Raw genomic sequence first — 26083 nt, forward strand, 5'->3', positions numbered from 1 at the left:
GGTCGCCGACCGCGTCAGCCCTGGAAGCCCTCGACGCCGTGTTCGGTCGCGTACGCGATGAGCTCGCGAGGCGCCCTCTCGATGTGTTCGGTCAGCAGTGCGACCGCGGCGTCGACGTCCCGGGCCAGGGCCAGGTCTTTGAGCTTGTCGTGTTCGATCGCGAAGTCGTGCGGATGCCCGTCGGCCAGCACCAGGTACCACCGCCGGTAGAGCTCGGCATTGTCACGCATCGCTTGCGTGACCCGGTCCATCCAGGGGTTCTTGCATCCGGCCAGCAGAGCGCGGTGGAACTCGCGGTGGCGGACGTTCCATTCCTCGTTGACGGTCCGGTCCTCAGCAAAGAACGGTGTCTGATCCAGCAGGTGATGCGAGGTCAGGATGCCCGCCTCCCAGTGCACGTCCCCGCGCTGGATGGCCAGCCGCAGCGCCGCGGTCTCCACCTGGACCCGCGTCTCGGTCAGACAGACGATGTCGTCGACCGACAATTCCCGCACCCTGAACCCGCGTTGCGGTGTCGCGACGACGAAGCCCTGTGCGGCAAGCCGGGTGAGCGCCTCGCGCACCACGGACTGACTCACGCCGAGACGTTCACCGATCGCGACCAGCAGAAGTTTCTGACCGGGGGCGAGCTGCCCGTTGAGCAATTCGGCCAGGAGGGTGTCGTACACCTCTGTGGTCCGCGTCATGGGGCGACAGCTCCTGCCCTCAAATGATGGTCGATGGCGCCAGTGTATCGAGATTACGGTGGAGTAACGCGATAGACGGCCGGTGTCGACGTCCGACCGGAAGAGCTTGCGGCGGTCAGGGCAGCACGACGATCTTGCCGCGCAGGTGCCCGGCACTGCTGGCCTCCAGCGCGGCAGCGGTCTCGTCCAGCGGGAAGGCGCGCCAGATGGGGACGGTGAGCGAACCCTTCGCGATCAGCGAGACGATCTCTCGCAGTGCCGGCCCCCGGTCGTCGCCGGTGCCGCCGGCGAAGATCTGAATCCCGGTCTCGGCGGCATCGAACGCGACCAGGGTCAGCACCCGCTCCGGGCCGCCGGCAAGTTCGATGGAGACCGGGATCTCGCCGCGGCCGGAGGCGTCAAGGACGGCGTCCACCCCGTCCGGTGCGATGGCGCGCACGCGGTCGAGCAGTCCGTCGCCATAGCTCACCGGCTCGGCGCCAATCGATTTCAGGTAGTCGAAGTTGTGTTCACCGGCCGTGCCGATCACCCGGACGCCTCGTGCGACGGCGAGCTGAACCGCGAACGTCCCCACCCCGCCGGCCGCGGCGTGGATGAGCAGGGTCTCACCCTCGTGGACCTGGAGACGGTTCAGTACGGTCCATGCCGTGCCGCCTGCGCCGGCCACACTGCCGGCGACCTCCCAGCCGATCTCGGCGGGTTTGGCGATCAGGTTGGCCGAATCCGCCAGTGCGTACTCGGAAATCGCGGGGGACAGGGAACTTCCCATGACCTCGTCGCCCACCTGGAACGCGGTGACGCCGGTGCCGACCTGGTCGACGACCCCGGCCACATCGGACCCGAGCCCGGCCGGCAGGTCCAGGGGCATCATCTCCTGCATGAAACCCTGCATGATCTTCGAGTCGATCGGGTTGACGCCTGCTGCCCGCACCGCGATGCGCACCTGTCCCGGCCCGGCGTCCGGCGCCGGCTCGTCGACGACCCGGAGCACCTCGGTACCGCCGTATTCGGAGAACTGAACTGTCCGTGCCATCTACTCATCTTCCTGGTGTTGTGCGGGGATCACGCCGAATCGGGCAGGGTGAGCGTGTCTGTCGTGATGGCCGGCATGCTCAGTCTTCTCGGTGGGTGGGAAAGCGAAGGGGCCGAACCTCATTCATGCGTTCGTTCCTCCCGGCATGGCCGTGCGTGTCACGACTCGCTTCCCCAACCTAGCACCTCTCCACGATATTCGCGGCTAATATCGATATTTATCTCCGGCATTCTTGGCCGCTGCGTCGCAGCATCGGGGATACGTAGCGTGTCGGGATGACCTCACGGAGCCTCGATCTGATGTCGCATCCGCTTACCGCCGAGCTGTTCTCCGGACTCGCGGAACTCGAGGACACCGGCCGCGGCTGGCTTCCGCACCGTCTGCCGCGCGCCGCGCGTGCGCAATGTGACGATCCACAGCTGTTGAGTGCGCAAGCGCAGCCCTCGGGCGTGCGGCTGGCAGTGCGCACCGCCGCGACCGTGATCGAACTCGACCTCCTGCGCACGCGGGTGGTGCTGACAGGTGTGCCGCCACGTGCCGACGGTGTCGTGGATCTGCTGATCGACAATCGGCGGGTTCGGCACGCGGCGGTGTTCGGCGGTGACCTGGTGCGTATCGATCCGTCCACAGGCGCGAGCGAGACAGAGTCGGGCGGGGCGGCGACGTTGCGCTTCGACGGGCTGGCGTCGCACGACAAGACGCTCGAGCTGTGGTTGCCGCATTACGAGCGAACAGAACTGGTCGGCGTGCGCACCGACGCACCGATCGAGCCCGTGTCGGCCGGCCGGCCCACCTGGGTTCACCACGGCAGCTCGATCAGTCAGGGCTCCAATGCGGACACCCCCAGCACCACCTGGCCCGCGTTGGCGGCCGCGGCGGGGAACCTCGATCTGGTGAACCTGGGGTTTTCCGGCAGCGCCATGCTGGATCCGTTCGTGGCCAGGGTGATTCGCGATCGTCCCGCCGATCTGATCAGCGTGAAGATCGGCATCAACCTGGTGAACTCGGATCTGATGCGCAAGCGCGCGTTCGGCCCCGCCGTGCACGGGTTCCTCGACACCATCCGCGACGGGCACCCGACAACGCCACTCATCGTCATCGGACCACTGCACTGCCCGATCCACGAGTCCACCCCGGGACCGGGGAGTTTCGATGTCGAAGCACTGGCGGCGGGCGTGGTGCGCTTCGTCGCGGTGGGGGACCCGGCGATGCCGTCGTGCCGAACGCGGGACTGCGTCGTCTGACCCTGCGCGGCATCCGTGAGCAGCTCGCCGAGATCGTGGGAAAGCGACAGGCCGACGATCCGCACCTGTCCTACGTCGACGGTCTCGACCTGTACGGACCGGGCGACGAGGCGACGCATCCGCTGCCCGACAACCTGCACCCCGATGCCGCCACTCACCGCCTCATCGCGCAGCGATTCGTCGCGCTCACCGCTCACAGCCGGCAGGTCGCGCCCTCGTCCGGCAACACCAGATCGACCAGGTAATCGGCGGCGATGTCGTTGACGCACTGGTTCGTTCCGGCCGTCACGATGGTGTGTCCCTCACCTTCCACCGTGAGCAGCGCACTGCCCAAAGTCTGTGCCAGCCGGATGCCCCCGGCATGCGGGGTGGTCGGGTCGCCCGTGATCGACACCACGAGCGTCGGGGGAAGGCCGTCGATATCGGTGGCATAGGGGAAGCCGAGCGTCGGTTCGGCCGGCCAGTGCTCGCACCCGTCGCGGGCGCCGGTCAGGACGACCCCGGGATCCATGAACGGTGCCGCTTCGAAGATGCGGGCGCGCAACGTGTTCCCGTCACGCTCGCTGAGCCGCTCCTCGTCCATGCAGTTGGTGGCGTAGAGCGCCTCGGTGAAATTGGTCCAGTTGCCCTCGGCGTCGCGCAGCGCGAAGTCGTAACCGAGTTGCCGCAGTTCGTCACCGCGTCCCTGCTGCTGCACCTGCGCGATCCCGGCGATGACGCGGGGCCAGGCCGCCTCGGAGTACAGCCCGGAGATCACCCCGCCGACGGCGCCGTCGAAGTCGAGCTCGGAGTCCAGCGCCGGTATCGCCGCGGCGTAGAGCGGACGCACGATCTCGTGGAACCTGTCGGTGGCCGCGGCCGGGTCGGTGCCCAGCGGGCAGCCGGGCCGGGTGGCGCAGAACGCGGCCATCTGCTCGAAGGAACGCTGGAACCCGGAGAAGGCGCCCACGCGGCGCTCGAAGGTCCGCTGGCTGGGGTCGATGGCCCCGTCGAGCACCATCGCGCGGACGTTACGGGGGAACTGCTCGGCGTAGACCGCGCCCAGTCGCGTCCCGTAACTCTGGCCCAGGAACGTCAACCGCTCGTCACCGAGCACCGCCCGCAGCACGTCCATGTCGCGCGCGGTGTTGCGGGTGCCCAGGCCGGCGAGGACGTCAGCGCCGCCCGAACCTTGCGCGCACCGTTCGAAGACGTGCCTGGTGTCCTCCGCTGTCCACTGCACGGTCGTGCCCTGGGTGGTCAGCACGATGTCACCCCGGTCGGCCTCGGCATCGGTGAAGCAGTCGACCGCCGGCTCCGAGGCGCCGACACCGCGCGTGTCGAAACCGACGAGATCGAACCGGTCGGTGACCCGGCTTCCCGGCAACGACAGCGCCGTCGCGGCGGCGGCGAACAAGCCCGACCCGCCGGGCCCACCCGGATTGATCACCAGCGAACCGACGGCCTCACCGACGGCGGGCACCCGCATCACGGCGAGGCGCACGGTGTCGCCGTGGGGCTCCCGGTAATCGAGCGGAACCTCGAGATAGCCGCACTGTGCCGTCGTCGCCCGGTCGAAGACCGCAGTCTCGATGGAGGTGGTGGCGTAACCGCCGCACGGTTCCCACGCGATCTGCTGGCTGTGGAACCGTCCGAGACCGGAGGGCGTCGACGTCGTGGAAGTGCCTGTGCCGCAGGCGGTCAGCGTGGCCGTGAGCATCAGCAGCAACAGGCGGGAAGTGTTCACGTTCCCAGGATGGGAGTGGGCCTGCCGCGCCGCCAGTGACGCCACGTCATGTGCTTCACAGCCAGTCGTGTTCGCGGGCGTACCGGGCCGCTTCGTGGCGGGTGCGGGTCTGGGTCTTCTGCATGGCGCTGGACAGATAGTTGCGCACCGTGCCCTGCGCCAGGTGCAGTTGTGCGGCGATCTCGGCCACCGAGTAGCCCTGGCTGGTCACGCGCAGCACGTCGATCTCGCGGTCGGTCAGCGGGCAGTCGTCGACGATCGCCGCGGCCGAGACGTCCTGATCGATCCATCGGCGGCCCTCGTGCAGCGCGGCGATGATCGCCGCGAGATGTGCGGGTTCGGCGGATTTACTGGCGAACCCCTGGATTCCGAGTTTCAACGCGCTGCGCAGCACCCCCGGCCGGGCGTGCCGGGTGAGCATCAGGATCCGCTGGTCGGGCAACACCCGGCGGATCTGGGCGACCGCCGCCAGGCCGTCCACCCCGGGCATCTCGAGGTCGATCACCAGCACGTCGGGCTGGTGGGACAGCGTGGCTCGGACCGCGTCGGCCCCGTCGACGGCCTCCGCGACCACCGTGATGTCGCCTTCGAGGGGCAGCAGTGAGGCGAGCGCCTTGCGCAGCAGCACCTCGTCGTCGGCGAGTACCACGGTGGTCACGAAGCTTGCTCCGGAAACGTTGCCGCCGTATGGAAGTGGCCGTTGTCCAATGCCGCGGTCAGTTCGCCACCGCGATCCGCCACCCGTTGGGCCAGCGCGGCGAGCCCGTGCAACTCCGGTAGCACCGCCTCGCTGACGCCGTTGTTGACGACGGTGAGACTGTGCGAGGTCAGCACGATCTGCGCGCGGGTGGCCCGGGAGTGCCGCAGGATGTTGGTGGTGGTCTCCCGCAACACCTGTGCCAGAAGGTCGATGGCGGGGGAGGTGACCTCGGCGCACCGGTCGACCTGCACGTCGATACCCGCCGCTTCGAGCAGATTGCGTGCGTTCTCCAGCTCCACGGACAGGTTCAGCCGCCGCTGCCCGTAGGCCAGTTCTTTGGTCCGGGCGATGGTGTCGGCGATCAGATCGTGGATCTCGCACAGTTCCTGCTCGGCGCGCGCGGCGTCCCGGTGGATCAGCTTCTGCGCCAACGCGATCTTGAGCTTGGCCACGTGCAGCGTGTGTCCCTGGATATCGTGCAGGTCACTGGCGAAGCGCACCCGTTCCCGCGCCACCGCCAACTCCGCATCCCGTTCGCGGGTTTCCTCGAGTTCGGCCACGACGTCGTAGAAACGCCTGTTGGGGAACATCAGACCGGTCACCGTGGCGGTGACACCGGTCGGGACGATGACGTCGGCGATCAGCTCGCCGGTACCGGCCTGCGGTGTGGTCGCCACCGCCAGCACTCCCACCGCGGCCACATAGCCCACCAGGCCGAACGCCGCGAGTGCGCGGTGGCGGGGAAGTGTCGGGACGATCAGGCTTCCCACCATGGTGATGGCGAAGAACGCCCCCTGCTCCACGCTGTCGATCAGCAGAGCGCCGAACGGCCACACCGCCGCCGCCACGGCAAGACAGGGCAGCGCGACAGGGGCCAGCGCGTCGGCGGTCCACCGCTCGAACGCCAGCAGCGCCGCAGCCACCCCCAGCCCCAGCACCACCGCCTGCTGCCAGGTCTGCGCCTGCCTGGCGATCAGGAATGCCCCGACCGCGGCGAAACCGGGCAGGAAGAACATCAGGTTGAGAGTGCGGAACCTACGGCGTGCCGCCGCGGGCCTGGGAGACGAGAACAGCTGCGGCGCAGAACTATCGGGGTGCGTTGTCACGGTCGGTTTCACCTGTACGACGAATGAGGCCACTACTCATCATCGGCTCCCGGCGCCCGAGCCGGTAGTGACGCAGCGTCACAAGCAACGCGCCGTAATGTCACTCCGATGAAATGACGCTACCAGCCTGGCGCGGCGGGCCGGTCGGCGCTGGAATGGGCGCATGCCTTCGAGTCCCGTCATCGATGTCGATTCATTGAACCTGGTGTACGGCAATTTCCATGCGGTCAAGGACGTTTCGTTCCACGTGCGGCCGGGCGAACTCTACGCGCTCCTGGGCACCAACGGGGCAGGCAAGACGTCGACCCTGGAGGTCGTCGAAGGGCACCGCGGTCCGTCCTCGGGCACCGTCCGGATTTTCGGAGAGAACCCCGCAAACCGGCGTGCGGTGCGCCCCCGGGTGGGGATCATGCTCCAGGAGAGCGGTTTCTCCCCGGATCTGACCGTCGCGGAATCCGTTCGGCTGATCGGACGGCTCACCGGCCGCTCGGACTCCGCCGAGCGGGTGCTGGACGTCGTCGACCTCACCGCAAAATCCGAGGTCAGGGTGTCTCAACTGTCCGGCGGTGAGAAACGGCGCCTCGACTTCGCCACCGCGGTGTACGGCAGGCCGGAGTTGATCTTCCTCGACGAACCGACGACGGGCCTGGACATCCACTCGCGGGACGCGCTGTGGGACGCGGTGCACCGACTCCGTTCCGACGGCGCCACCATCGTGCTCACGACGCACTATCTGGAAGAGGCCCAGCAGCGGGCCGACCGGATCGGCCTGATGCACCGCGGAGTTCTGCACCGCGAGGGAACAGTCGCCGAGCTCACCCGCGCCCTGCCGGCGGTCATCCGGTTCTCACTCGCCCACGACGCTCCCGCACCGCCGCGCGCAGCGACCGGCAGAGCGGACGGAACCTACGTCATCGAGACGTTCACCCTGCAGGCCGACCTGAAGGACCTTCTCGACTGGGCGGGCGCGCACCGGATCGAACTCGTCGGGCTCTCCGCCGCTCCCACCCGGCTCGACGACGTCTTCCGCGCCATCGGTGCGGGCGCCCAGTGACCACCGCAGAAGGGGTTCCCATGCTCACCATCGCCGGAAGCGAACTGCGACAACTCCTCCGCAACCGCGCCGTGCTGATCACCAGCTTCCTGATGCCCGTGGCGGCCAGTGCGTTCTTCATCCATTACCGCGACCTGTTCGCGTCGATCGGCAGCCTCGGATACATCAGCGCGGTCATCGTCTTCACCATCGGTGCGTTCACCCTGTACGCCGCGACGGTGACCACCCTGGCCGCTCGCCGGCAGAGTCTGTTCCTCAAGCGGCTGCGCTCGACCGCGGCCGGCGACCCGGCGATTCTCGGGGGGCTGATGCTGCCGCTGGCCGCGATCTCGCTGTTCCAGGTGGCCGTCATCCTGGCGGTGTTCGCCGCGATCAGCGGCGCGCCGTCGAACGTACCGCTGCTGGTGGGGGCCGTGGCCTCGACGTGGGCGATGATGCTCGTCCTGGGCATGGCCACCGCGGGGGTCACCCGGTCACCCGAACACGCGCAGGTCACCACATTGCCGTTGAGCCTGGGAATCATCGCCGTGGCGAGTTGGGTTGGCATCACCGGAACCGAGAACATGGCGGTGCTCAAGCGGCTGCTGCCGGGAGGTTCCGCCACCGAGATGATCCTCGACGCGTGGAACGGAGGCGTGCCGGTGACGGAATCCGCGCTGCTGCTGGTGCCGACGCTGTCCTGGGCGGCGGTGGCGACCGTGCTGGCCTCGAGGCTGTTCCGCTGGGAGCCGCGACGATGACGCGCCGGCGGTGGATCCTGTCCGCGATCGTGGCGATCCTCGTCGCCGCCACGGGACTCGGCACTGCCGCTGTCCAGTTGGGCCTGCCCTGGTGGATGCAGGACGGCGACCGCAACCACGTGTACACCCTCGACGGCGACCGCCAGCGCTATCAAGTGCACCTGCCGCCCCAGTACGACGGCACCACCAGACTCCCGGTGGTGATGGCCATCCACGGCTGCGGGATGACCGGATTCGGGTGGAACTCGATGAAAGCCACGACGCAGTTCAACAGCGTCGCCGACCGGGAGGCGTTCATCGTCGTCTACCCGACCCAGCGGATGTTCCAGAACAAGCTCAACTGCTGGAACTCCGGCGACCCCCGGCAGCAGCACCGGTATACGGGAGAACCCGCTCTGCTCGCCGGCGTGGCCCGGCAGGTCGTCGCGGACTACCACGCGGATCCGGATCAGGTGCACGTCGTCGGGGCCTCCTCCGGCGCGGGCACCGCGGTGATCCTCGGGACGACCCATCCCGACGTGTTCGCCACCGTCGTGTCGGTCGCCGGCGGCGAATACGGTTTGAACCAGGTCGATCCCGAGAATCCCGACGCCACCCCGCCGGTGTACACCGCCCGCCAGGCGTGGGCCCAGATGGGGGAGCGGGCCCGGCAGGTGCCGCTGCTCGTCATCCAGGGGGACACCGACGACGTGGTGCCAGCCCCGGTGGCCACGCGGCTTGTCGCACACTGGACGGCGGTGAACGATCTGGTGGACGACGGCCTGTTGAACGACAGCCTGGGCCTGGTCGAAGAATCCGAGACCGTGCCGGCAAGCTCGGGCCGGCGTGCCTACACCCGAAGCGCTCTGTCGACATCGCGGGGTGAAACACTGGTCGAGTCGTACCTCGTCGAGGGTATGGGCCACGCCTACCCGGGCCCGGCGGGCCAGGGCCTGTTCACCGACCGGACCGGCCCGGCCGCCAGCGATCTCGCGTGGGAATTCGCGAGACGTCATCCGATGCGCTAGCCGACGATCCGGTACCGGCGTTCCGGCCGGCCCACCCCGTACTGCAGCCGAAGCTCCAGCGCGCCGACGCTCAGATAGTGCTCCAGATAGCGTCGCGCACTGACCCGTGAGATCCCGACCAGGTCAGCGCATTCGGCGGCCGACACTTCGCCGGCGTCGCGCACGGCAGCCAGCACCAGTTCGCCGGTCTCGGCGCCGAGGCCCTTGGGCAACACTTTGGCCGGTGCGGGTTGCGGCGCTCCGAACAGCGAGTCGATCAACGACTGGTCGGCCCCGCTCGCCGACAGCAGCGCGTCGGCCCGGGTGGCGTAGGCCTGCAGTTTGGTCTCCAGCTGGGGAAACTCGAACGGCTTGATCAGGTAGTCAGCTGCGCCGCCGTCGAGCGCACCGCGGACGGTGTCGAGCTCACGCGCCGCGGTGATCATGATGACGTCCACCCGGTCGCGTTCAGAACGCAAGCGCTGCAACACCTCCAGGCCGGTCATGTCGGGCAGGTACACATCGAGCAGGATCAGCGCCGGCCGTAGCTCCCTCGTCGCGGTCAGCGCCTCGGCGCCGCTGCGGGCGACGCCGACAGCGCGGAACCCGTGCACCCGGTCCACGAACCGGCGGTGGATCTCGGCGACCATGAAGTCGTCGTCGACGACCAGCACGTCACGCATGGTGCGACACCGCCTGCAGTCGCACCAGGAACCGGGCTCCGCCACCGGGCCCGTCGTCCACCTCGATCGTGCCGCCGTGCTGCGCGGTCACCAGGCGCACCAGCGCCAGGCCGATGCCGCGTCCCCCGGGAACCTCGGGCTTGGAGGTGACCCCGCGGGCGAAGATCGCCTCGCGAAGATGTTCGGGCACACCGGGTCCGGAGTCGAGCACCGAGATCGCCAACCCGTCGCGGTCATCGATGCACACCGTCACCTGCGCGTGCGGCGCACCCACCGACACGTCCACGGCGTTGTCGATCAGGTTGCCCAGCAAGGTGATCACGTCGGTCGCCAGCGCGGGGTCGAGCACCGCCAGATGCGACTGCGGGTCCAGGGACAGGGCGACGTCGCTCTCGGCGGCCAGCGACGTCTTGGCGATCAGCAGCGCCGCGACCGCCGGATCCGAGATGCGTTGGGTCACCGCGTCGCTGATCTCGGCGCGCCGCCGCGTCAAGGTCCCCACCAGATCACGCACGGCATCGTACTCGCCGAGCTGCACGAGACCGGAGATCGTGTGTAGCTGGTTGGCGAACTCGTGGGTCTGCGCCCGCAGGGTGTCGGTGACGCTCTTGTGGGACGACAACTGGCCTTGCAGCGCAGCGAGTTCGGTGCTGTCGCGCATCGTGATGACCGTGCCGATCCGGCGGCCCTGACTGGTGGCAGGCCGCCGGCTCAACGTCAGCACCCGCGTCCTGGTCGCGATCACCGTGTCGCCGGCGCCGCCGGAACCCTCGCCGTCCTCGGCGGCCGCCAGGAACGACACCACCGCCGGGTCGATCCCGGCGGTGCCCACCCGCAGCCCGACCGCGTCGTCGGGCACCCCGAGCAGGTCGCGCGCGCCGTCGTTGAGCAGGGTGATCTCGCCCTCGTTGTTCACCGCGATCACCCCTTCCCGGATGCTGTGCAGCAGGGCCTCGCGGTGGTCGGCCAGGCTGGCGATCTCGGCCACCTCCAGGCCCCGTGTGTGCCGCTTGATCCGGCGGGACAGCAGCCACGACGCGACCAGGCCCAGCGCCGCGCCCAGGCCCAGATAGAGCAGCAGGCCTTCACCGGCCCCGCTGAGCAGCGCCCAGATCGACGGGTAGGCCTCGCTCACCGACGCCACCGCCAGCACCTGCCCGTCGGTGGACAGGATCGGCACCTGGCCGACCAGGCTGTGCGTGGCGTCGATGTCGGCATCGCCGAACCAGGCGCGGCCTTCGTCGGCACGGCTGGGCCCCAGGTCGACCCGGGCACCGCCGCGCGACGGATCCGAGGACACCCGCACGGTGCCGTCGGGACCCAGGATCTCGGCCAGCGTGGCGCCGGACAACGCGACCGCGCGGTCCACCTCCGGCGCCAGCGTGCGCGCGACGAACGGGTCGGCCGGATGCTGTTCGGTGCGCTCGCGCACGATCGGCGTCGAGGCCATGTTCTCGGCGACGGCGATCATCCGCTGGCCCCGGACCTCACGGAACTCGCCCTCGGACTGGGCCACCGACACCCCGGCGACGGCGACGAGCACCACCGCGACGACCACCAGCTGGAACGCCAGGAACTGCCCGGCGAGGCTGCGTCCCCGCATCAGGCCGGCGGCCGCTGACCTCGTGTTCTTAATGACCACTATTTCCTTTGCGTTCACATAGGTGACGTAGGTCACTGTCGGGGTCCAGTATTGCTGAGCATCACCACTAAGTGATTGGGGACGACATGTTCGCACGGCGCCGGACGATCGTGGGCGTGGTCATCGCCATGATCGCCACGCTCTTGCTCTCGGCCTGCGGGGTCACCCGCGGGGAGGAGACCGGCCTGCACCGCCTGCGCATGATGGTGCCCAACAGCCCCGGCGGTGGATACGACCTCACCGCGCGCACCGCTGTCAAGATCATGGAGGACGAAGAGATCACCGGACGCGTCGAGGTGTTCAACGTCATCGGCGCCGGCGGCACCGTCGCGATGGCGCGCCTGATGAACGAACGCGGCAACGGCGACCTGATGATGATGATGGGGCTCGGCGTCGTCGGCGCGGTCTTCACCAACGGCTCCACCGCCCGCGCGTCCGACGCCACCGCGCTGGCCAAGATGGTCGAGGAACAGGAGGGCATCCTGGTTCCGGCCGACTCGCCGTTCAAGACGGTGCAGGACTTCATCGCCGCGTGGAAAGCCGATCCCGCCAAGGTCACCGTCGGCGGCGGTTCCAATCCCGGCGGCCCCGATCACCTGTTCCCGATGGAGACGGCCAAAGCCGCTGGCGTCGACCCGACGAAGGTCAACTTCATCTCCTACGACGGCGGTGGCGACCTGCTCACGGCATTGCTGGGCAACAAGATCGCTGCGGGTACGTCCGGCCTCGGTGAGTACGTCGACCAGATAGAGGCCGGTCAGGTGCGCGTGCTCGCGGTGTCCGGAGACGAGCGCGTCGAAGGTGTCGACGCACCGACGCTGAAGGAGTCCGGGATCGACCTGACCTTCACCAACTGGCGCGGAGTGCTTGCACCACCGGGCATTTCCGATGACGACCGCGCCGCGATGGTCAAGATCCTGGAAGAACTGCATGCCACCGATGCATGGAAGGAGGCGCTGGTGAAGAACGGATGGACGGACGCCTTCATGACCGGCCCGGAATTCGAGAGCTTCCTCGAAGAGCAGGACCAGCGCGTCGAATCGACGCTGACAGATCTGGGGCTGGTATGAGCACCGAGGTTGGAACCGACGAGAAGGTCACGCCCGATTACGCGCAGTACATCGTCTGCGCCGTCATGGTTCTGGTCGGCGCGTTCCTCGTCTACGACGCGCTGTCCATGCCGGGCGGCTACGCCGAGGTCGATCCTGTTGGGCCACGGTTCTTTCCGATCTTCATCGGGGCGGCCCTGCTGGTGATGGCCGTGGTTCTGGCCGTGGCCATCCCGCGGGGGCTGAAGGGTGAGGCCGACGCGGGCGAGGACATCGACCCCGACATGCCCAGCGACTGGCGCACCGTCGGACTCCTGGTCGGACTGTTCGTCCTGCTGATCGTGCTCGTCGAGCCGCTCGGCTGGACCATCGCGAGTGCGTTGTTCTTCGGCGGGTGCGCAACCGTGCTGGGCAGCAAGCACTACGTGCGCAACTTCGCCATCGGCGCGGTGCTGGGAATCGCCAGTTTCTACGCGTTCTACTCCGGGCTCGGGATTCCGCTGCCCGCAGGCATCTTGGACGGGATTCTGTAGATGGAGAACTTCAACTGGCTCCTTCAGGGGTTCGCCGAGGCGGCAACGCCGACAAATCTGATGTACGCCGTGATCGGCGTCCTGCTGGGTACCGCCGTCGGCGTGCTGCCGGGCATCGGCCCGGCGATGACGGTCGCGTTGCTGCTGCCGATCACCTACAACGTCAGCCCGAGCGCGGCGTTCATCATGTTCGCCGGCATCTTCTACGGCGGCATGTACGGCGGTTCGACGACGTCGATTCTGCTGAACACCCCGGGGGAGTCCTCGTCGGTGATCACCGCCTTAGAGGGCAACAAGATGGCCAAAGCCGGCCGAGCCGCGCAGGCGCTGGCCACGGCTGCCATCGGGTCGTTCGTCGCCGGTGCCATCGGTACCACGCTGCTGGCCGCGTTCGCGCCCGCGATCTCCCGGTTCGCGGTCACCCTCGGTGCGCCGTCCTACCTGGCGATCATGTTGTTCGCCCTCGTCGCGGTGACCGCGGTGCTGGGTTCGTCGAAGATGCGCGGCGTGATCTCGCTGCTTCTCGGCCTGGCGATCGGTGTCGTCGGCATCGACTCACTGACCGGTCAGCCGCGCGCCACCTTCGGTCTGCCGCTGCTGTCGGACGGCATCGACATCGTCGTCATCGCGGTGGCGGTGTTCGCCCTCGGTGAGGCGCTGTGGGTCGCCGCGCATCTGCGGCGGCGGCCGGTCCAGGTCATCCCGGTCGGCCGGCCGTGGATGGGCAAGGACGACTGGAAGCGTTCGTGGAAGCCGTGGCTGCGCGGCACCGCGTACGGGTTCCCGTTCGGTGCGCTGCCCGCCGGCGGCGCGGAGCTGCCGACCTTCCTGAGCTACATCACCGAGAAGAGGCTGAGCAAGCATCCCGAGGACTTCGGCAAGGGCGCCATCGAAGGTGTCGCGGGCCCCGAGGCGGCCAACAACGCCTCGGCCGCAGGCACATTGGTGCCCATGCTGTCGCTGGGTCTGCCGACCAACGCCACCGCCGCGGTGATGCTGACGGCGTTCGTGTCCTACGGCATCCAGCCCGGCCCCACACTGTTCGACAAGGAACCCCTGCTGATCTGGACGCTGATCGCCAGCTTGTTCATCGGCAACTTCCTGCTGCTCGCGCTGAATCTGCCGTTGGCGCCATTGTGGGCCAAACTGCTGCGCACGCCACGGCCCTACCTCTATGCGGGGATCCTGTTCTTCGCCACCCTCGGTGCGTTCGCGGTCAACCTGCAGCCGCTGGACCTGGTACTGCTGCTGATCTTCGGCTTGATGGGTCTGATGATGCGCCGCTTCGGACTTCCGGTGCTGCCGTTGATCATCGGGGTCATCCTGGGGCCGCGCATCGAACGTCAGCTGCGGCAGAGCCTTCAGCTCGGCGGCGGCGAGTGGGGCAGCCTGTTCACCGAACCCGTGGCGATCGTCACCTACGTGCTGATGGCGCTGCTGCTGCTGGCTCCGCTGGTGCTGCGGCTCATGCACCGCAGCGAGGAGACCCTGCTGATCGTCGAGGACGACAAGGACCAGAAAGCGAAGGCGTCGCACTCATGACCATCATCGTCGTCGGCTACACCGCGGACCCGTTCGGGCACGCCGCGCTCGAACACGGCATCGCCGAGGCCAACTTGCGCGGCGCGGGTCTGGTCGTGGTCAATGCGACCTCGGGGGAGTCCTACGTCGACACGCGGTTCGCCGGGGACGCCGAGACCCAGGACGTGCAGATGCGGCTCGACGAATGCGGCGTGGACTACGAACTTCTTCAGCCGGTCGGTGTCGACCCGGCCGACGAACTGCTGGACGTGGTGCGCCGCACGAACGCCGAGCTGCTCGTCGTCGGTATCCGGCACCGCAACCCGGTGGGCAAGCTGTTGCTCGGCAGCGTCGCGCAGAAGGTGATCCTGGAGTGCCCGAAACCGGTGCTCGCGGTCAAGCCTCCAGAGTCGTGATCAGCCGTGTGACACCCTGATTTCATGGGAAGGTACGCAGGCGTTTTCGGTCCGCACGCACCCGAGTCCACCTATGTCGGGCACGCTTATCCCGAGCAGCTCTTCGACACCGGCGAAGTCCGGCTGAACTACGCGGTCGCCGGTGACGCGTCCGCGTCGCCGCTGCTGCTGATCCCGGGCCAGACCGAATCGTGGTGGGGTTACGAGCCCGCGATGGGCCTGCTGGCCGAGCACTTCCACGTGCACGCCGTGGACCTGCGCGGGCAGGGCCGTTCCACGCGCACCCCGCGCCGGTACACCCTGGACAACATCGGCAACGATCTGGTCCGCTTCCTCGACGGGGTGATCGGCAGGCCCGCCTTCGTCAGCGGGTTGTCGTCGGGCGGGCTGCTCAGCGCGTGGCTGTCGGCGTTCGCCGAACCGGGCCAGGTGCTGGCGGCGTGCTACGAGGATCCGCCGTTCTTCAGCTCCGAGCTCGACCCGGTGATCGGCCCGGGACTGATGTCCACCGTCGGTCCGCTGTTCGCGCTGTACGTGAAGTATCTGGGCGACCAGTGGAGCATCGGCGACTGGGACGGTTTCGTCGCCGGGGCACCGCAGGAACTCGCCGGCTGGCAGGCCCACGTCGCGCTGGCCGGCGGCACCGCCGAGCCGCCGCAGCACCTCAAGGAGTACGACCCGGAGTGGGGTCGGGCGTTCGTCGGCGGCACCTTCACGACGGGCTGCCCCCATCAGGTGATGCTGAGCCAGGTCAAGGTGCCGGTGCTGTTCACCCACCACTTCCGGATGCTCGACGACGAATCCGGCTCGCTCATCGGCGCCGCCACCGACGATCAGGCCGCCCGCGTCGTCGAGCTCGTCGAGAACAGCGGGGCGCCGCTCACCTACCGGTCATTCCCGATGATGGGCCACTCGATGCACGCTCAGGACCCCGCGCTGTTCGCGGGCACGCTGGTCGACTGGTTCACCGCCGCGCGGTCCTGAACGCGTTCGGTGGTCCACGCCGCGGCCAGGCTCAGGCCCGCGATCACGAAGCACACCACGGTGTACCACAGGCTGCCGATCGGGTCACCGGCTGCGGTGAGGCCGTCGACCGCGCCCAGGTGAGCCGGTAGCGCCGCGACCCACAGCGCGGCCAGCACCACCAGATACGCGACCGCGTAGCCGAAGATCAGCCGGCTGGAATCACCCGGTGTCGCGGCGATTTCGGCGCGCCGCCGCCACTGCAGGTACAACACCGGGATCGCGACCAGGCTGATGACGACCAACTCCGCGGCGTAGACGATCCCGCCCACCGTGGTGCTGCCCGAGATGGCGGCCGCGGCGGTGGCGGGCAGCGGCAGGATCGCCGTGCCGATCGAGGCCAGCACGCCGATCACCACGGTGCGCAGCACCACCTGAGCGCCGGTGAACTGCCGGCCCGCCTCGATGTGGCGTCCGATGAAGAACTGCACGCACAGCGCCAGCGACATCGGCCACAGCGTCGCGAACACCACCACGCTGGGCAGCGGCACCGAGTCGAAGAACGGCTGGGCCATCGGATGGTCCAGCGTCCACTCCCACCACCGCAGCTGCGGGCCGAGGTGGTCGAAGATCTCGTAGAACGCGTGGTGGACGAACCCGACGCAGACCGCGCCGACGACGGTGCCGTACCGGCGGAAGACGCCCAGGCGGCGCACGATCTCGAACGCCACCGTGGCCATCATCGGGTAGATCGCGACGATGTAGAGCGGCAGCCGGCCCCACAGGAACTCCACCGTGAACACGTTGTGCGCGAACATCGTGTCGACGTGTTCGGCGATACCGAACGCGGCGGGGAAGTACAGCGGCGGCTCGATGATGAGCAGGTAGGCGATGGCGCCGAACCACAGCACGATGTTGGTTGGATCGTTGTGCCTGCGCAGCCGCCGGATCGCATAGACCAGGGCCAGCACCGCGCCGACGACGACGGTCAGCTCCAGCACCGGCAGCGTCCAGTTCTCCAGCGCGAACGGGTTGCGCAGCTCGACGAGCCCGCCCGCGGTGTCACACGAGAACCCCAGCCGCGCAGCGAGATCGGCGAATGTGGGGGTGCACAGATCAGACATCGGCGGCCTCCTTGGCGGTGTACCACTGGGTCACGTCGTAACCGGCGGCGTAGCGTTCGAACCAGCGGTCGGCCAGCGCGGGCAGCTTCTCGTGGGTCGGGTCGTGGCCGGGGATCTGGCTGCGCACCACGCCGTTGAGCGCGACGAGCTGCTCGCGCAGCGGCAGATGGCTGAACGCGTTGGCGAACGGGCCGTCATAAGGCGCATCGACGAACGGAAGTCGTTGCAGCAGCGCCTTCTTGCGCCGGTGGATGCGGAACGTCGACATCGCGTCGACCTTGCGCTCGGCCAGCGGGACGTGGGTGTTGAAGTCCTCGGAGACCAGCCGGATGATGTCCATGACGTGGCTGAAGATCTTGGGTGCGACCCGCATCCGGTACCACGGGTCGTCGACGACCGCGTCGTAGATGATCAGCGCCGAGCTGCGGTGTTCGACCTCTTCGACGAAGTGCCACAGGAACAGTGAGGCGACCCGGTCGTCGCCGGGGGCGAACAGCGTGTCGTCGTGGTCGAGCATCAGCTTGAACACCGGGGTGAAGGTGGCCTCCAGGTCGGCGGTGTAGGCCAGCCGGTACTTCAGCGGGGTGTTGGCGGTCATGTCGTCGTAGGCGTCGATGACCTTGTCGAGCGTGCCCTTCAGCCCGGGATAGGCCCTGATCAACCCCTTCACGTGCTGCCGGTGGGCCATCGAGTGCTGGCCTTCCTGCCGGACGAACGCATCGGCCTCCTCGGCGACGGCCGGATCGGTGATGTGGGGCATCGCCTCCGGGATCATGCCGCCGATCATCTTCTCGAAGCCGACGGCCAGGAACGACACCGCATTGGCCATCGCCGAGAACGCGGGGTTGGCCTCGTTCCACAGGAAGGGGACGTCGTGCTCGGCGAAGGCGAATCGCAGTTTGCGCACTATCAGGTCGGTCATACCGGTCCTCGACAATCGTCGGTAATCATACAGAGATGGCTGTGAATGTATGATTACTGCATCGCCGGTCCGGCGTCAACGCCTGTGCTAGCGTCGGACCCACGATGGCACGCAAACGCCGAGGTTGGGGCGGTGATCCGCCGGCCACCGACTCCGAGGCCGCGCAGCGCATCGTCGCCGCCGCCGTCGACCTGATCGCCGAGACCGGCGCAGCCATCACCATCGCCGACGTCGCCGAGTCCCTCGGGGTGATCCGGCAGACGGTCTACCGGTACTTTCCGACCGCCGACGAACTCATGCGTGCCGCCGCGATCGCATCGGTCGACGGGTTCCTCGATTCGCTGGCCGCCCACGTCCGCGGAATCCACGATCCCGCCGACGCGATGACCGAAGGCGTCATGTTCACCCTCGACGCCGTCGTCGCGATCCCGCATCTGGCGATCCTGTTGTCGGCGCCGAGTTCGGCGGCCCGACCCAGCGAGGTCGCCTCGGCGCTGGCACGCGACTTCGGCATGCGCATGATCACCCGCTTCGACGTCGACTGGCAGAGCTTCGGCTACGACGATGCGGCGCTGGGTGAGTTGGTCGAGTTCACGCTGCGCACGATGCTGTCGTTCTTCGTCGCGCCCAACGACCCGGACCGGCCGCCCGAGGAGCTGCGACGCTTCCTCAAACGCTGGCTCGGCAGCGCGATCCTGGCGCAACAGTCACCCGGTGACGCACTTGCGTAACGCCACGGCGCAGAAGAGCGGCGAAAACCGCCACCCCGTCACGTAACTCGTCAGGGCAGGGTCAACCGGATCGTCCCGTCCGCGGCCTCCACGGGATAGCGGCGCACCGACAGCTCCGCGCCGGACACCTCGGCGCCGGTGCTCATGTCGAACGTGTGCCCGTGCAGCGGGCACACCACCACGCAGTCGTCGGTCAGACCGTCGGCCAGCGGTCCGCCCCGGTGCGGGCACACCGCGTCGACCGCGCGCAGCGATCCGTCCCGCAGCCGGAACACCGCGATCTGCGTCCCGTCGACCGCGAACGTGCGGCCCTCGCCGACCGGGATCTCGTCGACCAGGCCGATGTCGATCGTCACCCCGACGCTCACTGCACCGGCACCCGGGGGAGCGGCAGCAGCGGAAGCGCCGGACGGAACTGCCCCACCGAAGACGGTTCGCGGCCGTCCTGCCACGGGTCGCGGTAGGCGTCCACGGACTTCTGCATCCGCGCGTCGAGGCCGGCGGCTAGGCCCTCGGAGTCGTCGACCACCACCGACCGGATGTGCTCGATGCCCACCCGGGGCACCCACTTGTAGGTCCGCTCAAGCCAGTTGGCGCTCTCGCGGTAGTACTGAAGGAACCGGCCGGTCAGGGTGATCACGGTCTGGGCATCGTCGACGGTCGCGAGCAGATCGCCCTTGCGGATGTGCGCGCCCGCCGCGCCGCCGACGTAGATCTCCCAGCGGCCACCGTCGACCGCGACGACCCCGAGGTCCTTGCACAGCGCCTCGGCACAGTTGCGCGGACACCCGGTGACTGCGAGCTTCATCTTTCCCGGGCTGGCCAGACCTTTGAAGCGCTCCTCGATCGCGATGCCCAGCGCCGTCGAGTCACCGACACCGAACCGGCAGAAGTCGCTGCCCACACAGGTTTTCACGGTCCGGAAACTCTTGCCGTAGGCGTACCCGGACGGCATGTCCAGATCCGCCCACACTGCGGGCAGGTCCTCCTTGCGCACGCCCAGCAGATCGATGCGCTGACCCCCGGTGAGCTTGATCATCGGGATCGCGTACTTCTCGGCGACGTCGGCGATCCTGCGCAGCTGCGCGGCATCGGTCACCCCGCCCTTCATCTGCGGCACCACCGAGAACGTGCCGTCGCGCTGGATGTTGGCGTGTACCCGGTCGTTGATGAACCGGGCATCGCGCTCGTCGACGAATTCGTCGGCCCACATCATCTCCAGCAGCGAGGCCAAGGCCATCTTCGATCCGGCGTCCTCCTTGCCGTCGGGCGCCAGCGCCGCGAAAACCGAAGACACCGAATGCAGTTCGAGATCACGGATATGACGCATCAAGGTGGCCTTGTCGTACGGAACGCCCGGCACGTACCAGGACGCCGACGGATCCTCGGTCACCGCGCCGCCGGCCGCCCAGTCGACGACCTGGCCCACCAGCTCCTTGCAGGACCCGCAACCCTTTCCCGCCTTGGTTTTGGCCATCACCGCGGACACCGACGTCTCGCCGGCTCGCACGCAGGAGACCAGCGCGCCTTTGGAGACGCCGTTGCAGTTGCACACCTGAGCGTCGTCGGCGAGCTCGGCCACCCCCACCGCGACGTCCGGGGTGCCGATGTCGAACAGCAGCGACACCCGTTCGTCGGGCAGCGGCAGCCCGCTGTCGAAGGCCTGGGTCAGAAACGCCACCTTCGACACATCCCCGACGAGCGTGGCGCCCACCAGTTTCCCGTCGCGGATCACCACGGTCTTGTAGACGCCGTGCCTGGGCTCGCTGTACTGCACGAACTCGTCGTCCGGATGCTCGGGCCCCTTGACGCCCATGGCCGCGACGTCGACCCCGGCGACCTTGAGCTTGGTGGCCACCCGCGACCCGTGGTAGGCCGCCGCCGGGTCGGTGCCGGTCAGGTGGTCGGCCAGCACCCTGGCCTGCTCCCACAGCGGCGCCACCAGCCCGTACACCTGGCCGCGGTGCTGGGCGCACTCGCCGACGACGTAGACGTCGTCGTCGTCGACCGAGCGCATGTGGTCGTCGGTGACGATCGCGCGTTCCACGGTCAGCCCCGCCCGTTGTGCCAGGCCGACATTCGGTCGGATGCCGGCCGCGATCACCAGCATGTCGCAGTCCAGCCGGGTCCCGTCGGCGAACAGCACCCCTCGCAGCCGCCCGCTGTCGTCGGTGCGCACCTCAGTGGTCCGCTTCTCCAGGTGCACCCCGATCCCGAGGTCCTCCACCGACCTGCGCAGGATCGCGCCGGCCGGGTCGTCGAGCTGGGCGTTCATCAGCGTCGGCGCGGCGTGCACCACCTCCACGGTCAGGCCGCGGCTCTGCAGTCCGCGCGCGGCTTCCAGGCCCAGCAGCCCGCCACCGATCACGACAGCCTTGGTCCTGGTGTTCGCTTCGGCGATCATGGCCGCGGTGTCGTCGAGCGTGCGGAACCCGAACACGCCGTCGGCCAGCGTCTTGTCGTCGGCCCACAGCCCCGCCATCGGCGGGAAGAACGAGCGGCTGCCGGTGGCCAGGATCAGCTTGTCGTAGTGCAGTGTGGTGCCGTCGTCGGCGTGCACCAGGTGGGCGAACGTGTCGAGCCGCACCACCCGCACCCCGGCGCGCAGGTCGATGCCGTGGTCGGTGTACCAGTCCATCGCGTTGAGATAGATCTCAGCCGGATCCTCCACCCCGGCAAGCACATTCGACAACAGGATACGGTTGTAGTTCCCGTACGGCTCGTCGCCGAAGACGGTGATCTGAAAATGGTCGGCTCCGCCCCGCGCCAGCACCTCCTCCAGGGCGCGCACACCGGCCATCCCGTTGCCGACCACCACCAGCCGCTGGGCCATCAGATCTCCACCAGGCCCAGATCCAGCATCACCGTGCCCTTCACCCCGTCCGGTGCGGCGACGTGCAGCTCCAGCACGGTGTCGCCGAGCAGGTCCTCGACCACCCGCAGCGCGACGTGGGTGGCACCCTTGGCCGCGATCGGGAAGTAGCGCATCGGCACCCCGTCGCGGAACAGCACCACGGTGATCATCTCCTCGGTGGAGTTCCCGCCCCGGAAGTACACCGGTTGGGTGACGGCTCCGGCAGGCACCACGTAGCGCGGCGCGTCGATCGGTACCGGTTTGTCGTAGCCGCCGCCCTCGAACGTGAACGCCCCCTGCAGGAACTGCGGTCTGCTTCCGTCGGTCATGGCTCGAAGCTAGGAGCGGGGTGTTTCGGAGGCGTTTCCCCCGCAACACGCCTGTGGATCCCTGCGATCACAGCGCGAACCCCTCACCGTGAGCCCGGAGCCGGTGTGAGGGCGAGTTTTCACTCCGGTCATCGACGTGCAACGGACAGGGAATGACCTGGGCTTTCACTGAGGCCATGGCGAAACGAACGCGCGACATCGACACCTGGGATCCCGAGGACGTCGAGGCCTGGGAGTCGGGGGGCAAATCGATCGCGAGACGCAACCTGATCTGGTCCATCGTCGCCGAGCACGTCGGCTTCTCGGTGTGGTCGATCTGGTCGGTGATGGTGCTGTTCATGCCGCAGGACGTCTACGGCATCGACGCGGCGGGCAAGTTCTACCTGGTCGCGGTGCCGACGCTGGTCGGTGCGTTCATGCGTATCCCGTACACCATCGCCCCGGCCAGGTTCGGCGGCCGTAACTGGACGATCGTCAGCGCGCTGCTGCTGCTGATCCCGACGGTGCTGACGCTGTATTACATGAAGAACCCGGCGTCCTACACCACCTACATGGTGGTCGCCGCGTTCGCCGGTCTCGGCGGCGGCAACTTCGCCTCCTCGATGACCAACATCAACGCGTTCTACCCGCAGCGGCTCAAAGGCTGGGCGCTGGGCCTCAACGCCGGCGGCGGCAACATCGGCGTGCCCGTCATCCAGCTCATCGGTCTGCTCGTCATCGCCACGCTCGGCAACACCAGGCCCGAAATCGTCTGCGCCATCTACCTTGTCGCGATCAGCGCCGCCGCGGTGGGTGCCGCGGTGAACATGGACAACCTGCGCAACCAGAAATCGAACTTCGGTGCGCTCGTCGAGGCGATGCGGTTCAGGCACTCCTGGGTGATGAGCTTTCTCTACATCGGCACGTTCGGGTCGTTCATCGGCTTCTCCTTCGCGTTCGGTCAGGTGCTGCAGATCAACTTCCTCGCCGGGGGCGAGACCGCCGCGCAGGCGTCGCTGCACGCCGCGCAGATCGCGTTCCTGGGCCCGCTGCTCGGCTCGATCTCCCGGCCCTTCGGTGGCCGGCTGGCCGACCGGATCGGCGGCGGGAAGGTCACCTTGTACGTATTCGTCGCGATGATGTTCTCCGCGGGCATCCTGGTGGCGTCCGGGGTGCTCGACGACGCTACGGCCGGTGCCCCGACGGGCGGGCAGATGGTCGGCTACGTCGCCGGGTTCATCATGCTGTTCGTGCTGTCCGGTCTGGGCAACGGCTCGACCTACAAGATGATCCCGTCGATCTTCGAGGCCAAGGCGCAGGGCCGCGACGACCTGAGCCGCGATGAGAAGGCCGCGTGGTCGCGCGCGATGTCGGGCGCGCTGATCGGGTTCGCCGGCGCGGTCGGCGCACTGGGCGGAGTGTTCATCAACGTGGTGCTGCGGGCGTCCTACGTCGGCGACGCGAAGTCGGCCACCAACGCGTTCTGGGTGTTCCTGGGCTTCTACGTGGTGTGCGCGTTCGTGACCTGGTTCGTGTTCCTGCGGTTGCAGGAACACCGCGCGCACACCGGTGAGCACATCGGGCGCGCACCGGCGCCGGTGTCCGTCGGATAGGCATGATCCGTACCGCGTGTTCCTACTGCGGGGTCGGCTGCGGCATCTCGGTCGAGACCCGCGCCGATCCCGCCTCGGGCGCACCCGTCATCGCGCGGGTGTCCGGAGACAGGTTGCACCCGGCCAACTTCGGGCGGTTGTGCACCAAGGGAGCCACGCACGCGGAGATGATGGCCGCCACCGACGGGCGGTTGCGGACCGCGCTGAAGCGCCGGTCGCGTGACGCGGACCCGGTGGCCGTCGACGTCGACGCCGCGCTGGCCGAGGCCGCCGCGAGGTTGCGGGCCATCGTCGACGAGCACGGCCCCGACGCGGTCGCCCTGTACGTGTCGGGCCAGATGTCGCTGGAGGCACAGTATCTGGCGACCAAACTGGCCAAGGGCTACCTGTGCACCCTGCACCTGGAGTCGAACTCCCGGCTGTGCATGGCCAGCGCGGGCACCGGTTTCAAGCAGTCGCTCGGTTCGGACGGCCCGCCCGGTTCCTACACCGACTTCGACTGCACCGACCTGTTCTTCGTCATCGGCTCCAACATGGCCGACTGCCACCCCATCCTGTACCTGCGGATGGCCGACCGCCGCAAGGCGGGCGCGAAGCTGATCGTGGTCGACCCGCGCCGGACCGCGACCGCCGCCGATGCGGACCTGTACCTGCAGATCCGGCCCGGCACCGATCTGGCGCTGCTCAACGGCATCCTGCACCTGCTGGTCGAGAACCACGCCATCGACGACGAGTTCATCACCGAGCACACGCAGGGCTGGGAGGCGATGCCCGGGTTCCTCGCCGACTACCCGCCGGCGCGAGTGGCTGCGATCACCGGGCTGGCCGAAGCCGACATCCGCACTGCGGCCGCGATGATCGCCGATGCGCGCGACTGGGTGTCGTGCTGGACGATGGGGCTCAACCAGAGCACCCACGGCACCTGGAGCACCAACGCGATCTGCAACCTGCATCTGGCCACCGGTGCCATCTGCCGGCCGGGCAGCGGGCCCATGTCGCTGACCGGACAGCCCAACGCGATGGGCGGGCGCGAGATGGGTTACATGGGACCGGGTCTGCCCGGGCAGCGGGCCGTGCTGTCGGCGCAGGACCGCGCGTTCGTCGAAACCCAGTGGGATCTCGAACCCGGCACCATCCGGGCCGACGTCGGGCCGGGGACCGTGGAGCTGTTCCGCCGCATCGGCGACGGAGACATCCGGGCGGTGTGGATCATCTGCACCAATCCCGTTGCCAGCGTCGCGAACCGGGACACGGTGACCGCCGCGCTGAGGACAGCCGAACTGGTCATCACCCAGGACGCCTACGCCGACACCGCCACCAACCGGTACGCCGACATCATGCTTCCGGCCACGCTGTGGGCCGAGACCGACGCGGTGATGGTCAACTCCGACCGCACCCTGACCCTGCTGCAGCAGTCCGTGCCACCGGCCGGCGATGCGCGGCCGGACTGGGAGCTGATCTGCGGGGTGGCGCGCCATCTCGGGTTCGGCGACGCGTTCGACTACAAGTCCAGCGAGGAGATCTTCGACGAGATCCGCCGCTTCCACAATCCGCTTACCGGCTACGACCTGCGCGGCATCACCTACGAGCGGCTCCGCGAGACCCCGGTGCAGTGGCCGTGCGCGTCGTCCGGCACCCCCGAGGCCAACCCGATCCGCTACCTCAATGACGGCGTCTCGCAGGCCCTGCACATCGACACCGACGGGCACACCCCGCGGCTGGCCTTCGCCACCCCGTCCCGGCGTGCGGTGTTCCACCCCCGCCCGCACATGGACGCCGCCGAGCTGCCCGACGGGGACTTCCCCTTCGTGCTCAACACCGGCCGGCTGCAGCACCAGTGGCACACCATGACCAAAACCGGCAGGGTCGCCAAACTCAACAAGCTCAACCCCGGCCCCTTCGTCGAGATCCACCCCGACGACGCCGCCGCGCTGGGGATCTCGGCCGGACAAGGCGTGGAGCTCGTCACCCGGCGCGGGCGGGCGGTCTTGCCCGCCGTCGTCACCGAACGCGTCCTGCCCGGCAACACGTGGGTGCCGTTCCACTGGAACGACGAACACGGCGAGAACCTGACGATCAACGCCCTGACCAACGACGCCGTCGACCCGGACTCGCTGCAACCGGAGTTCAAGGTGTGCGCGGTGCGGCTGGCCCCCGTCCCGGTGGACGACGGAGCCCCCGCGCTGACCGACGACGAGAAGATCTACCTCGCAGGGTTTCTCGCCGGCATCGAGGAGGGCCTGCCCGGTGTCCCGGTGCTTCCGGCCGGCGCCCCGGTCGGTGCGCGGGCCCGGTTGTGGGTCGACGGGCTGCTGGCCGGGCGCTACTCGCGGCTGCCCGCCGACGGGGCGCCGGCGCACAAGCCGAGCGGGCCGCTGGTGCTGTGGGCGTCGCAGACCGGCAACGCCGAGGAATTCGCCGGCAAGCTGGGGGAGCGGCTCGGCGGGGG

25 protein-coding genes are annotated in these 26083 nt (G+C 68.5%); 13 read left to right on the forward strand and 12 right to left on the reverse strand.

Translation table 11 applies throughout. The annotated features are described in order from the left end of the window. Positions 1–14 precede the first annotated feature (14 nt). On the reverse strand, positions 15–686 hold the full coding sequence (locus tag MVA01S_RS05110) for a GntR family transcriptional regulator (RefSeq protein ID WP_003933010.1): 672 nt from the start codon (positions 684–686) through the stop codon (positions 15–17). Positions 687–801: 115 nt separating this feature from the next. Further along, positions 802–1719 (reverse strand): NADP-dependent oxidoreductase, encoded by a 918-nt coding sequence (locus tag MVA01S_RS05115; RefSeq protein ID WP_060941548.1) that lies wholly within the window; start codon positions 1717–1719, stop codon positions 802–804. Between the two features lie 275 nt (positions 1720–1994). Here MVA01S_RS05115 and MVA01S_RS05120 point away from each other — a divergent pair, with 275 nt between their 5' ends. Both MVA01S_RS05120 and MVA01S_RS32290 read left to right on the forward strand, forming a co-directional pair. Further along, on the forward strand, positions 1995–2963 hold the full coding sequence (locus tag MVA01S_RS05120) for an SGNH/GDSL hydrolase family protein (RefSeq protein ID WP_306307744.1): 969 nt from the start codon (positions 1995–1997) through the stop codon (positions 2961–2963). Further along, positions 2936–3208, forward strand: coding sequence for an SGNH/GDSL hydrolase family protein (locus MVA01S_RS32290; RefSeq protein ID WP_306307745.1), 273 nt, complete (start codon positions 2936–2938; stop codon positions 3206–3208). The genes MVA01S_RS05120 and MVA01S_RS32290 overlap by 28 nt, the downstream gene beginning before the upstream one ends. On the opposite strand, the gene MVA01S_RS05125 is transcribed toward MVA01S_RS32290, so the two are convergent. Genes MVA01S_RS05125 through MVA01S_RS05135 form a run of 3 tightly spaced genes read right to left on the reverse strand, consistent with a single transcriptional unit; the run spans position 3157 to position 6405 of the window. Continuing rightward, entirely contained in the window at positions 3157–4689 is a 1533-nt protein-coding gene (locus MVA01S_RS05125) for an alpha/beta hydrolase (RefSeq protein ID WP_204249567.1), read from the reverse strand. The two genes, MVA01S_RS32290 and MVA01S_RS05125, sit on opposite strands and share 52 nt — an antisense overlap. Before the next feature lie 55 nt (positions 4690–4744). Continuing rightward, complete coding sequence (locus MVA01S_RS05130; RefSeq protein ID WP_003933171.1) at positions 4745–5347, reverse strand: response regulator transcription factor; 603 nt, start codon at positions 5345–5347, stop codon at positions 4745–4747. Beyond that, on the reverse strand, positions 5344–6405 hold the full coding sequence (locus tag MVA01S_RS05135) for a sensor histidine kinase (RefSeq protein WP_003933170.1): 1062 nt from the start codon (positions 6403–6405) through the stop codon (positions 5344–5346). The genes MVA01S_RS05130 and MVA01S_RS05135 overlap by 4 nt, the downstream gene beginning before the upstream one ends. Positions 6406–6658: 253 nt before the next feature. On the opposite strand from MVA01S_RS05135, the gene MVA01S_RS05140 reads away from it, so the two are divergent. The 3 genes from MVA01S_RS05140 to MVA01S_RS05150 are packed head-to-tail and all read left to right on the forward strand — an operon-like array spanning position 6659 to position 9296. After that, positions 6659–7549 (forward strand): ABC transporter ATP-binding protein, encoded by an 891-nt coding sequence (locus MVA01S_RS05140; protein WP_003933169.1) that lies wholly within the window; start codon positions 6659–6661, stop codon positions 7547–7549. 20 nt (positions 7550–7569) lie between these two features. After that, a complete protein-coding gene (locus MVA01S_RS05145; RefSeq protein WP_003933168.1) occupies positions 7570–8289 on the forward strand; it encodes an ABC transporter permease in 720 nt (239 codons plus the stop codon). Then, complete coding sequence (locus MVA01S_RS05150; protein ID WP_003933167.1) at positions 8286–9296, forward strand: extracellular catalytic domain type 1 short-chain-length polyhydroxyalkanoate depolymerase; 1011 nt, start codon at positions 8286–8288, stop codon at positions 9294–9296. The genes MVA01S_RS05145 and MVA01S_RS05150 overlap by 4 nt, the downstream gene beginning before the upstream one ends. Here MVA01S_RS05150 and MVA01S_RS05155 read toward each other — a convergent pair. Continuing rightward, positions 9293–9958 carry a response regulator gene (locus tag MVA01S_RS05155; RefSeq protein ID WP_003933166.1) on the reverse strand — a complete coding sequence of 222 codons (666 nt, stop codon included), beginning with the start codon at positions 9956–9958 and terminating at the stop codon, positions 9293–9295. The genes MVA01S_RS05150 and MVA01S_RS05155 overlap by 4 nt on opposite strands. Beyond that, entirely contained in the window at positions 9951–11561 is a 1611-nt protein-coding gene (locus MVA01S_RS05160) for a sensor histidine kinase (RefSeq protein ID WP_003933165.1), read from the reverse strand. Before MVA01S_RS05160 ends, MVA01S_RS05155 begins: the two co-directional genes overlap by 8 nt. Before the next feature lie 125 nt (positions 11562–11686). On the opposite strand from MVA01S_RS05160, the gene MVA01S_RS05165 reads away from it, so the two are divergent. The 5 genes from MVA01S_RS05165 to MVA01S_RS05185 are packed head-to-tail and all read left to right on the forward strand — an operon-like array spanning position 11687 to position 16103. After that, entirely contained in the window at positions 11687–12670 is a 984-nt protein-coding gene (locus MVA01S_RS05165) for a Bug family tripartite tricarboxylate transporter substrate binding protein (RefSeq protein WP_003933164.1), read from the forward strand. Then, positions 12667–13182, forward strand: coding sequence for a tripartite tricarboxylate transporter TctB family protein (locus MVA01S_RS05170; RefSeq protein WP_003933163.1), 516 nt, complete (start codon positions 12667–12669; stop codon positions 13180–13182). The genes MVA01S_RS05165 and MVA01S_RS05170 overlap by 4 nt, the downstream gene beginning before the upstream one ends. Then, entirely contained in the window at positions 13183–14724 is a 1542-nt protein-coding gene (locus tag MVA01S_RS05175) for a tripartite tricarboxylate transporter permease (RefSeq protein ID WP_003933162.1), read from the forward strand. A 2-nt stretch (positions 14725–14726) separates the two neighbouring features. Then, positions 14727–15119, forward strand: coding sequence for a universal stress protein (locus MVA01S_RS05180; protein ID WP_040542945.1), 393 nt, complete (start codon positions 14727–14729; stop codon positions 15117–15119). A 24-nt stretch (positions 15120–15143) separates the two neighbouring features. Next, positions 15144–16103 (forward strand): alpha/beta fold hydrolase, encoded by a 960-nt coding sequence (locus MVA01S_RS05185; RefSeq protein WP_003933160.1) that lies wholly within the window; start codon positions 15144–15146, stop codon positions 16101–16103. Here the strand turns inward: MVA01S_RS05185 and MVA01S_RS05190 are convergent. Both MVA01S_RS05190 and MVA01S_RS05195 read right to left on the reverse strand, forming a co-directional pair. Beyond that, complete coding sequence (locus MVA01S_RS05190) at positions 16043–17206, reverse strand: DUF7802 domain-containing protein (RefSeq protein WP_003933159.1); 1164 nt, start codon at positions 17204–17206, stop codon at positions 16043–16045. The genes MVA01S_RS05185 and MVA01S_RS05190 overlap by 61 nt on opposite strands. Then, positions 17199–18128 carry a metal-dependent hydrolase gene (locus tag MVA01S_RS05195; RefSeq protein ID WP_003933158.1) on the reverse strand — a complete coding sequence of 310 codons (930 nt, stop codon included), beginning with the start codon at positions 18126–18128 and terminating at the stop codon, positions 17199–17201. Before MVA01S_RS05195 ends, MVA01S_RS05190 begins: the two co-directional genes overlap by 8 nt. Before the next feature lie 104 nt (positions 18129–18232). Between MVA01S_RS05195 and MVA01S_RS05200 the strand changes: the two genes are divergently transcribed. Next, positions 18233–18859: a TetR/AcrR family transcriptional regulator gene (locus MVA01S_RS05200; protein ID WP_003933157.1), complete on the forward strand. Its 627-nt coding sequence runs from the start codon at positions 18233–18235 to the stop codon at positions 18857–18859. A gap of 50 nt (positions 18860–18909) precedes the next feature. On the opposite strand, the gene MVA01S_RS05205 is transcribed toward MVA01S_RS05200, so the two are convergent. From MVA01S_RS05205 to MVA01S_RS05215, 3 genes are read right to left on the reverse strand one after another with little or no spacing between them, the layout of a single operon-like run. Then, positions 18910–19215, reverse strand: coding sequence for a Rieske (2Fe-2S) protein (locus MVA01S_RS05205; RefSeq protein WP_003933156.1), 306 nt, complete (start codon positions 19213–19215; stop codon positions 18910–18912). 8 nt (positions 19216–19223) lie between these two features. Then, positions 19224–21692 carry a nitrite reductase large subunit NirB gene (gene nirB, locus MVA01S_RS05210; RefSeq protein WP_003933155.1) on the reverse strand — a complete coding sequence of 823 codons (2469 nt, stop codon included), beginning with the start codon at positions 21690–21692 and terminating at the stop codon, positions 19224–19226. Then, a complete protein-coding gene (locus MVA01S_RS05215; protein ID WP_003933154.1) occupies positions 21692–22042 on the reverse strand; it encodes a hypothetical protein in 351 nt (116 codons plus the stop codon). Before MVA01S_RS05215 ends, nirB begins: the two co-directional genes overlap by 1 nt. A gap of 152 nt (positions 22043–22194) precedes the next feature. Between MVA01S_RS05215 and MVA01S_RS05220 the strand changes: the two genes are divergently transcribed. Beyond that, positions 22195–23634, forward strand: coding sequence for a nitrate/nitrite transporter (locus MVA01S_RS05220; RefSeq protein WP_003933153.1), 1440 nt, complete (start codon positions 22195–22197; stop codon positions 23632–23634). A 2-nt stretch (positions 23635–23636) separates the two neighbouring features. Next, positions 23637–26083, forward strand: a 2447-nt coding sequence (locus MVA01S_RS05225) for a molybdopterin oxidoreductase family protein (RefSeq protein WP_159426301.1), incomplete at its 3' end; no start/stop codon positions are given.

The sequence above is a fragment of the Mycolicibacterium vaccae NBRC 14118 = CIP 105934 genome (assembly GCF_001552715.1).
Classification (GTDB): Bacteria; Actinomycetota; Actinomycetes; order Mycobacteriales; family Mycobacteriaceae; genus Mycobacterium; species Mycobacterium vaccae.

What these genes read in the sequence shown, in the direction of transcription:
- MVA01S_RS05110 (WP_003933010.1), bottom strand. Translation starts at nt 686, where the DNA reads ATGACGCGGACCACAGAGGTGTACGACACCCTCCTGGCCGAATTGCTC.
- MVA01S_RS05115 (WP_060941548.1), bottom strand. Translation starts at nt 1,719, where the DNA reads ATGGCACGGACAGTTCAGTTCTCCGAATACGGCGGTACCGAGGTGCTC.
- MVA01S_RS05120 (WP_306307744.1), top strand. Translation starts at nt 1,995, where the DNA reads ATGACCTCACGGAGCCTCGATCTGATGTCGCATCCGCTTACCGCCGAG.
- MVA01S_RS05135 (WP_003933170.1), bottom strand. Translation starts at nt 6,405, where the DNA reads ATGTTCTTCCTGCCCGGTTTCGCCGCGGTCGGGGCATTCCTGATCGCC.
- MVA01S_RS05140 (WP_003933169.1), top strand. Translation starts at nt 6,659, where the DNA reads ATGCCTTCGAGTCCCGTCATCGATGTCGATTCATTGAACCTGGTGTAC.
- MVA01S_RS05145 (WP_003933168.1), top strand. Translation starts at nt 7,570, where the DNA reads ATGCTCACCATCGCCGGAAGCGAACTGCGACAACTCCTCCGCAACCGC.
- MVA01S_RS05150 (WP_003933167.1), top strand. Translation starts at nt 8,286, where the DNA reads ATGACGCGCCGGCGGTGGATCCTGTCCGCGATCGTGGCGATCCTCGTC.
- MVA01S_RS05155 (WP_003933166.1), bottom strand. Translation starts at nt 9,958, where the DNA reads ATGCGTGACGTGCTGGTCGTCGACGACGACTTCATGGTCGCCGAGATC.
- MVA01S_RS05160 (WP_003933165.1), bottom strand. Translation starts at nt 11,561, where the DNA reads ATGCGGGGACGCAGCCTCGCCGGGCAGTTCCTGGCGTTCCAGCTGGTG.
- MVA01S_RS05165 (WP_003933164.1), top strand. Translation starts at nt 11,687, where the DNA reads ATGTTCGCACGGCGCCGGACGATCGTGGGCGTGGTCATCGCCATGATC.
- MVA01S_RS05170 (WP_003933163.1), top strand. Translation starts at nt 12,667, where the DNA reads ATGAGCACCGAGGTTGGAACCGACGAGAAGGTCACGCCCGATTACGCG.
- MVA01S_RS05175 (WP_003933162.1), top strand. Translation starts at nt 13,183, where the DNA reads ATGGAGAACTTCAACTGGCTCCTTCAGGGGTTCGCCGAGGCGGCAACG.
- MVA01S_RS05185 (WP_003933160.1), top strand. Translation starts at nt 15,144, where the DNA reads ATGGGAAGGTACGCAGGCGTTTTCGGTCCGCACGCACCCGAGTCCACC.
- MVA01S_RS05190 (WP_003933159.1), bottom strand. Translation starts at nt 17,206, where the DNA reads ATGTCTGATCTGTGCACCCCCACATTCGCCGATCTCGCTGCGCGGCTG.
- MVA01S_RS05195 (WP_003933158.1), bottom strand. Translation starts at nt 18,128, where the DNA reads ATGACCGACCTGATAGTGCGCAAACTGCGATTCGCCTTCGCCGAGCAC.
- MVA01S_RS05200 (WP_003933157.1), top strand. Translation starts at nt 18,233, where the DNA reads ATGGCACGCAAACGCCGAGGTTGGGGCGGTGATCCGCCGGCCACCGAC.
- nirB (WP_003933155.1), bottom strand. Translation starts at nt 21,692, where the DNA reads ATGGCCCAGCGGCTGGTGGTGGTCGGCAACGGGATGGCCGGTGTGCGC.
- MVA01S_RS05215 (WP_003933154.1), bottom strand. Translation starts at nt 22,042, where the DNA reads ATGACCGACGGAAGCAGACCGCAGTTCCTGCAGGGGGCGTTCACGTTC.
- MVA01S_RS05220 (WP_003933153.1), top strand. Translation starts at nt 22,195, where the DNA reads ATGACCTGGGCTTTCACTGAGGCCATGGCGAAACGAACGCGCGACATC.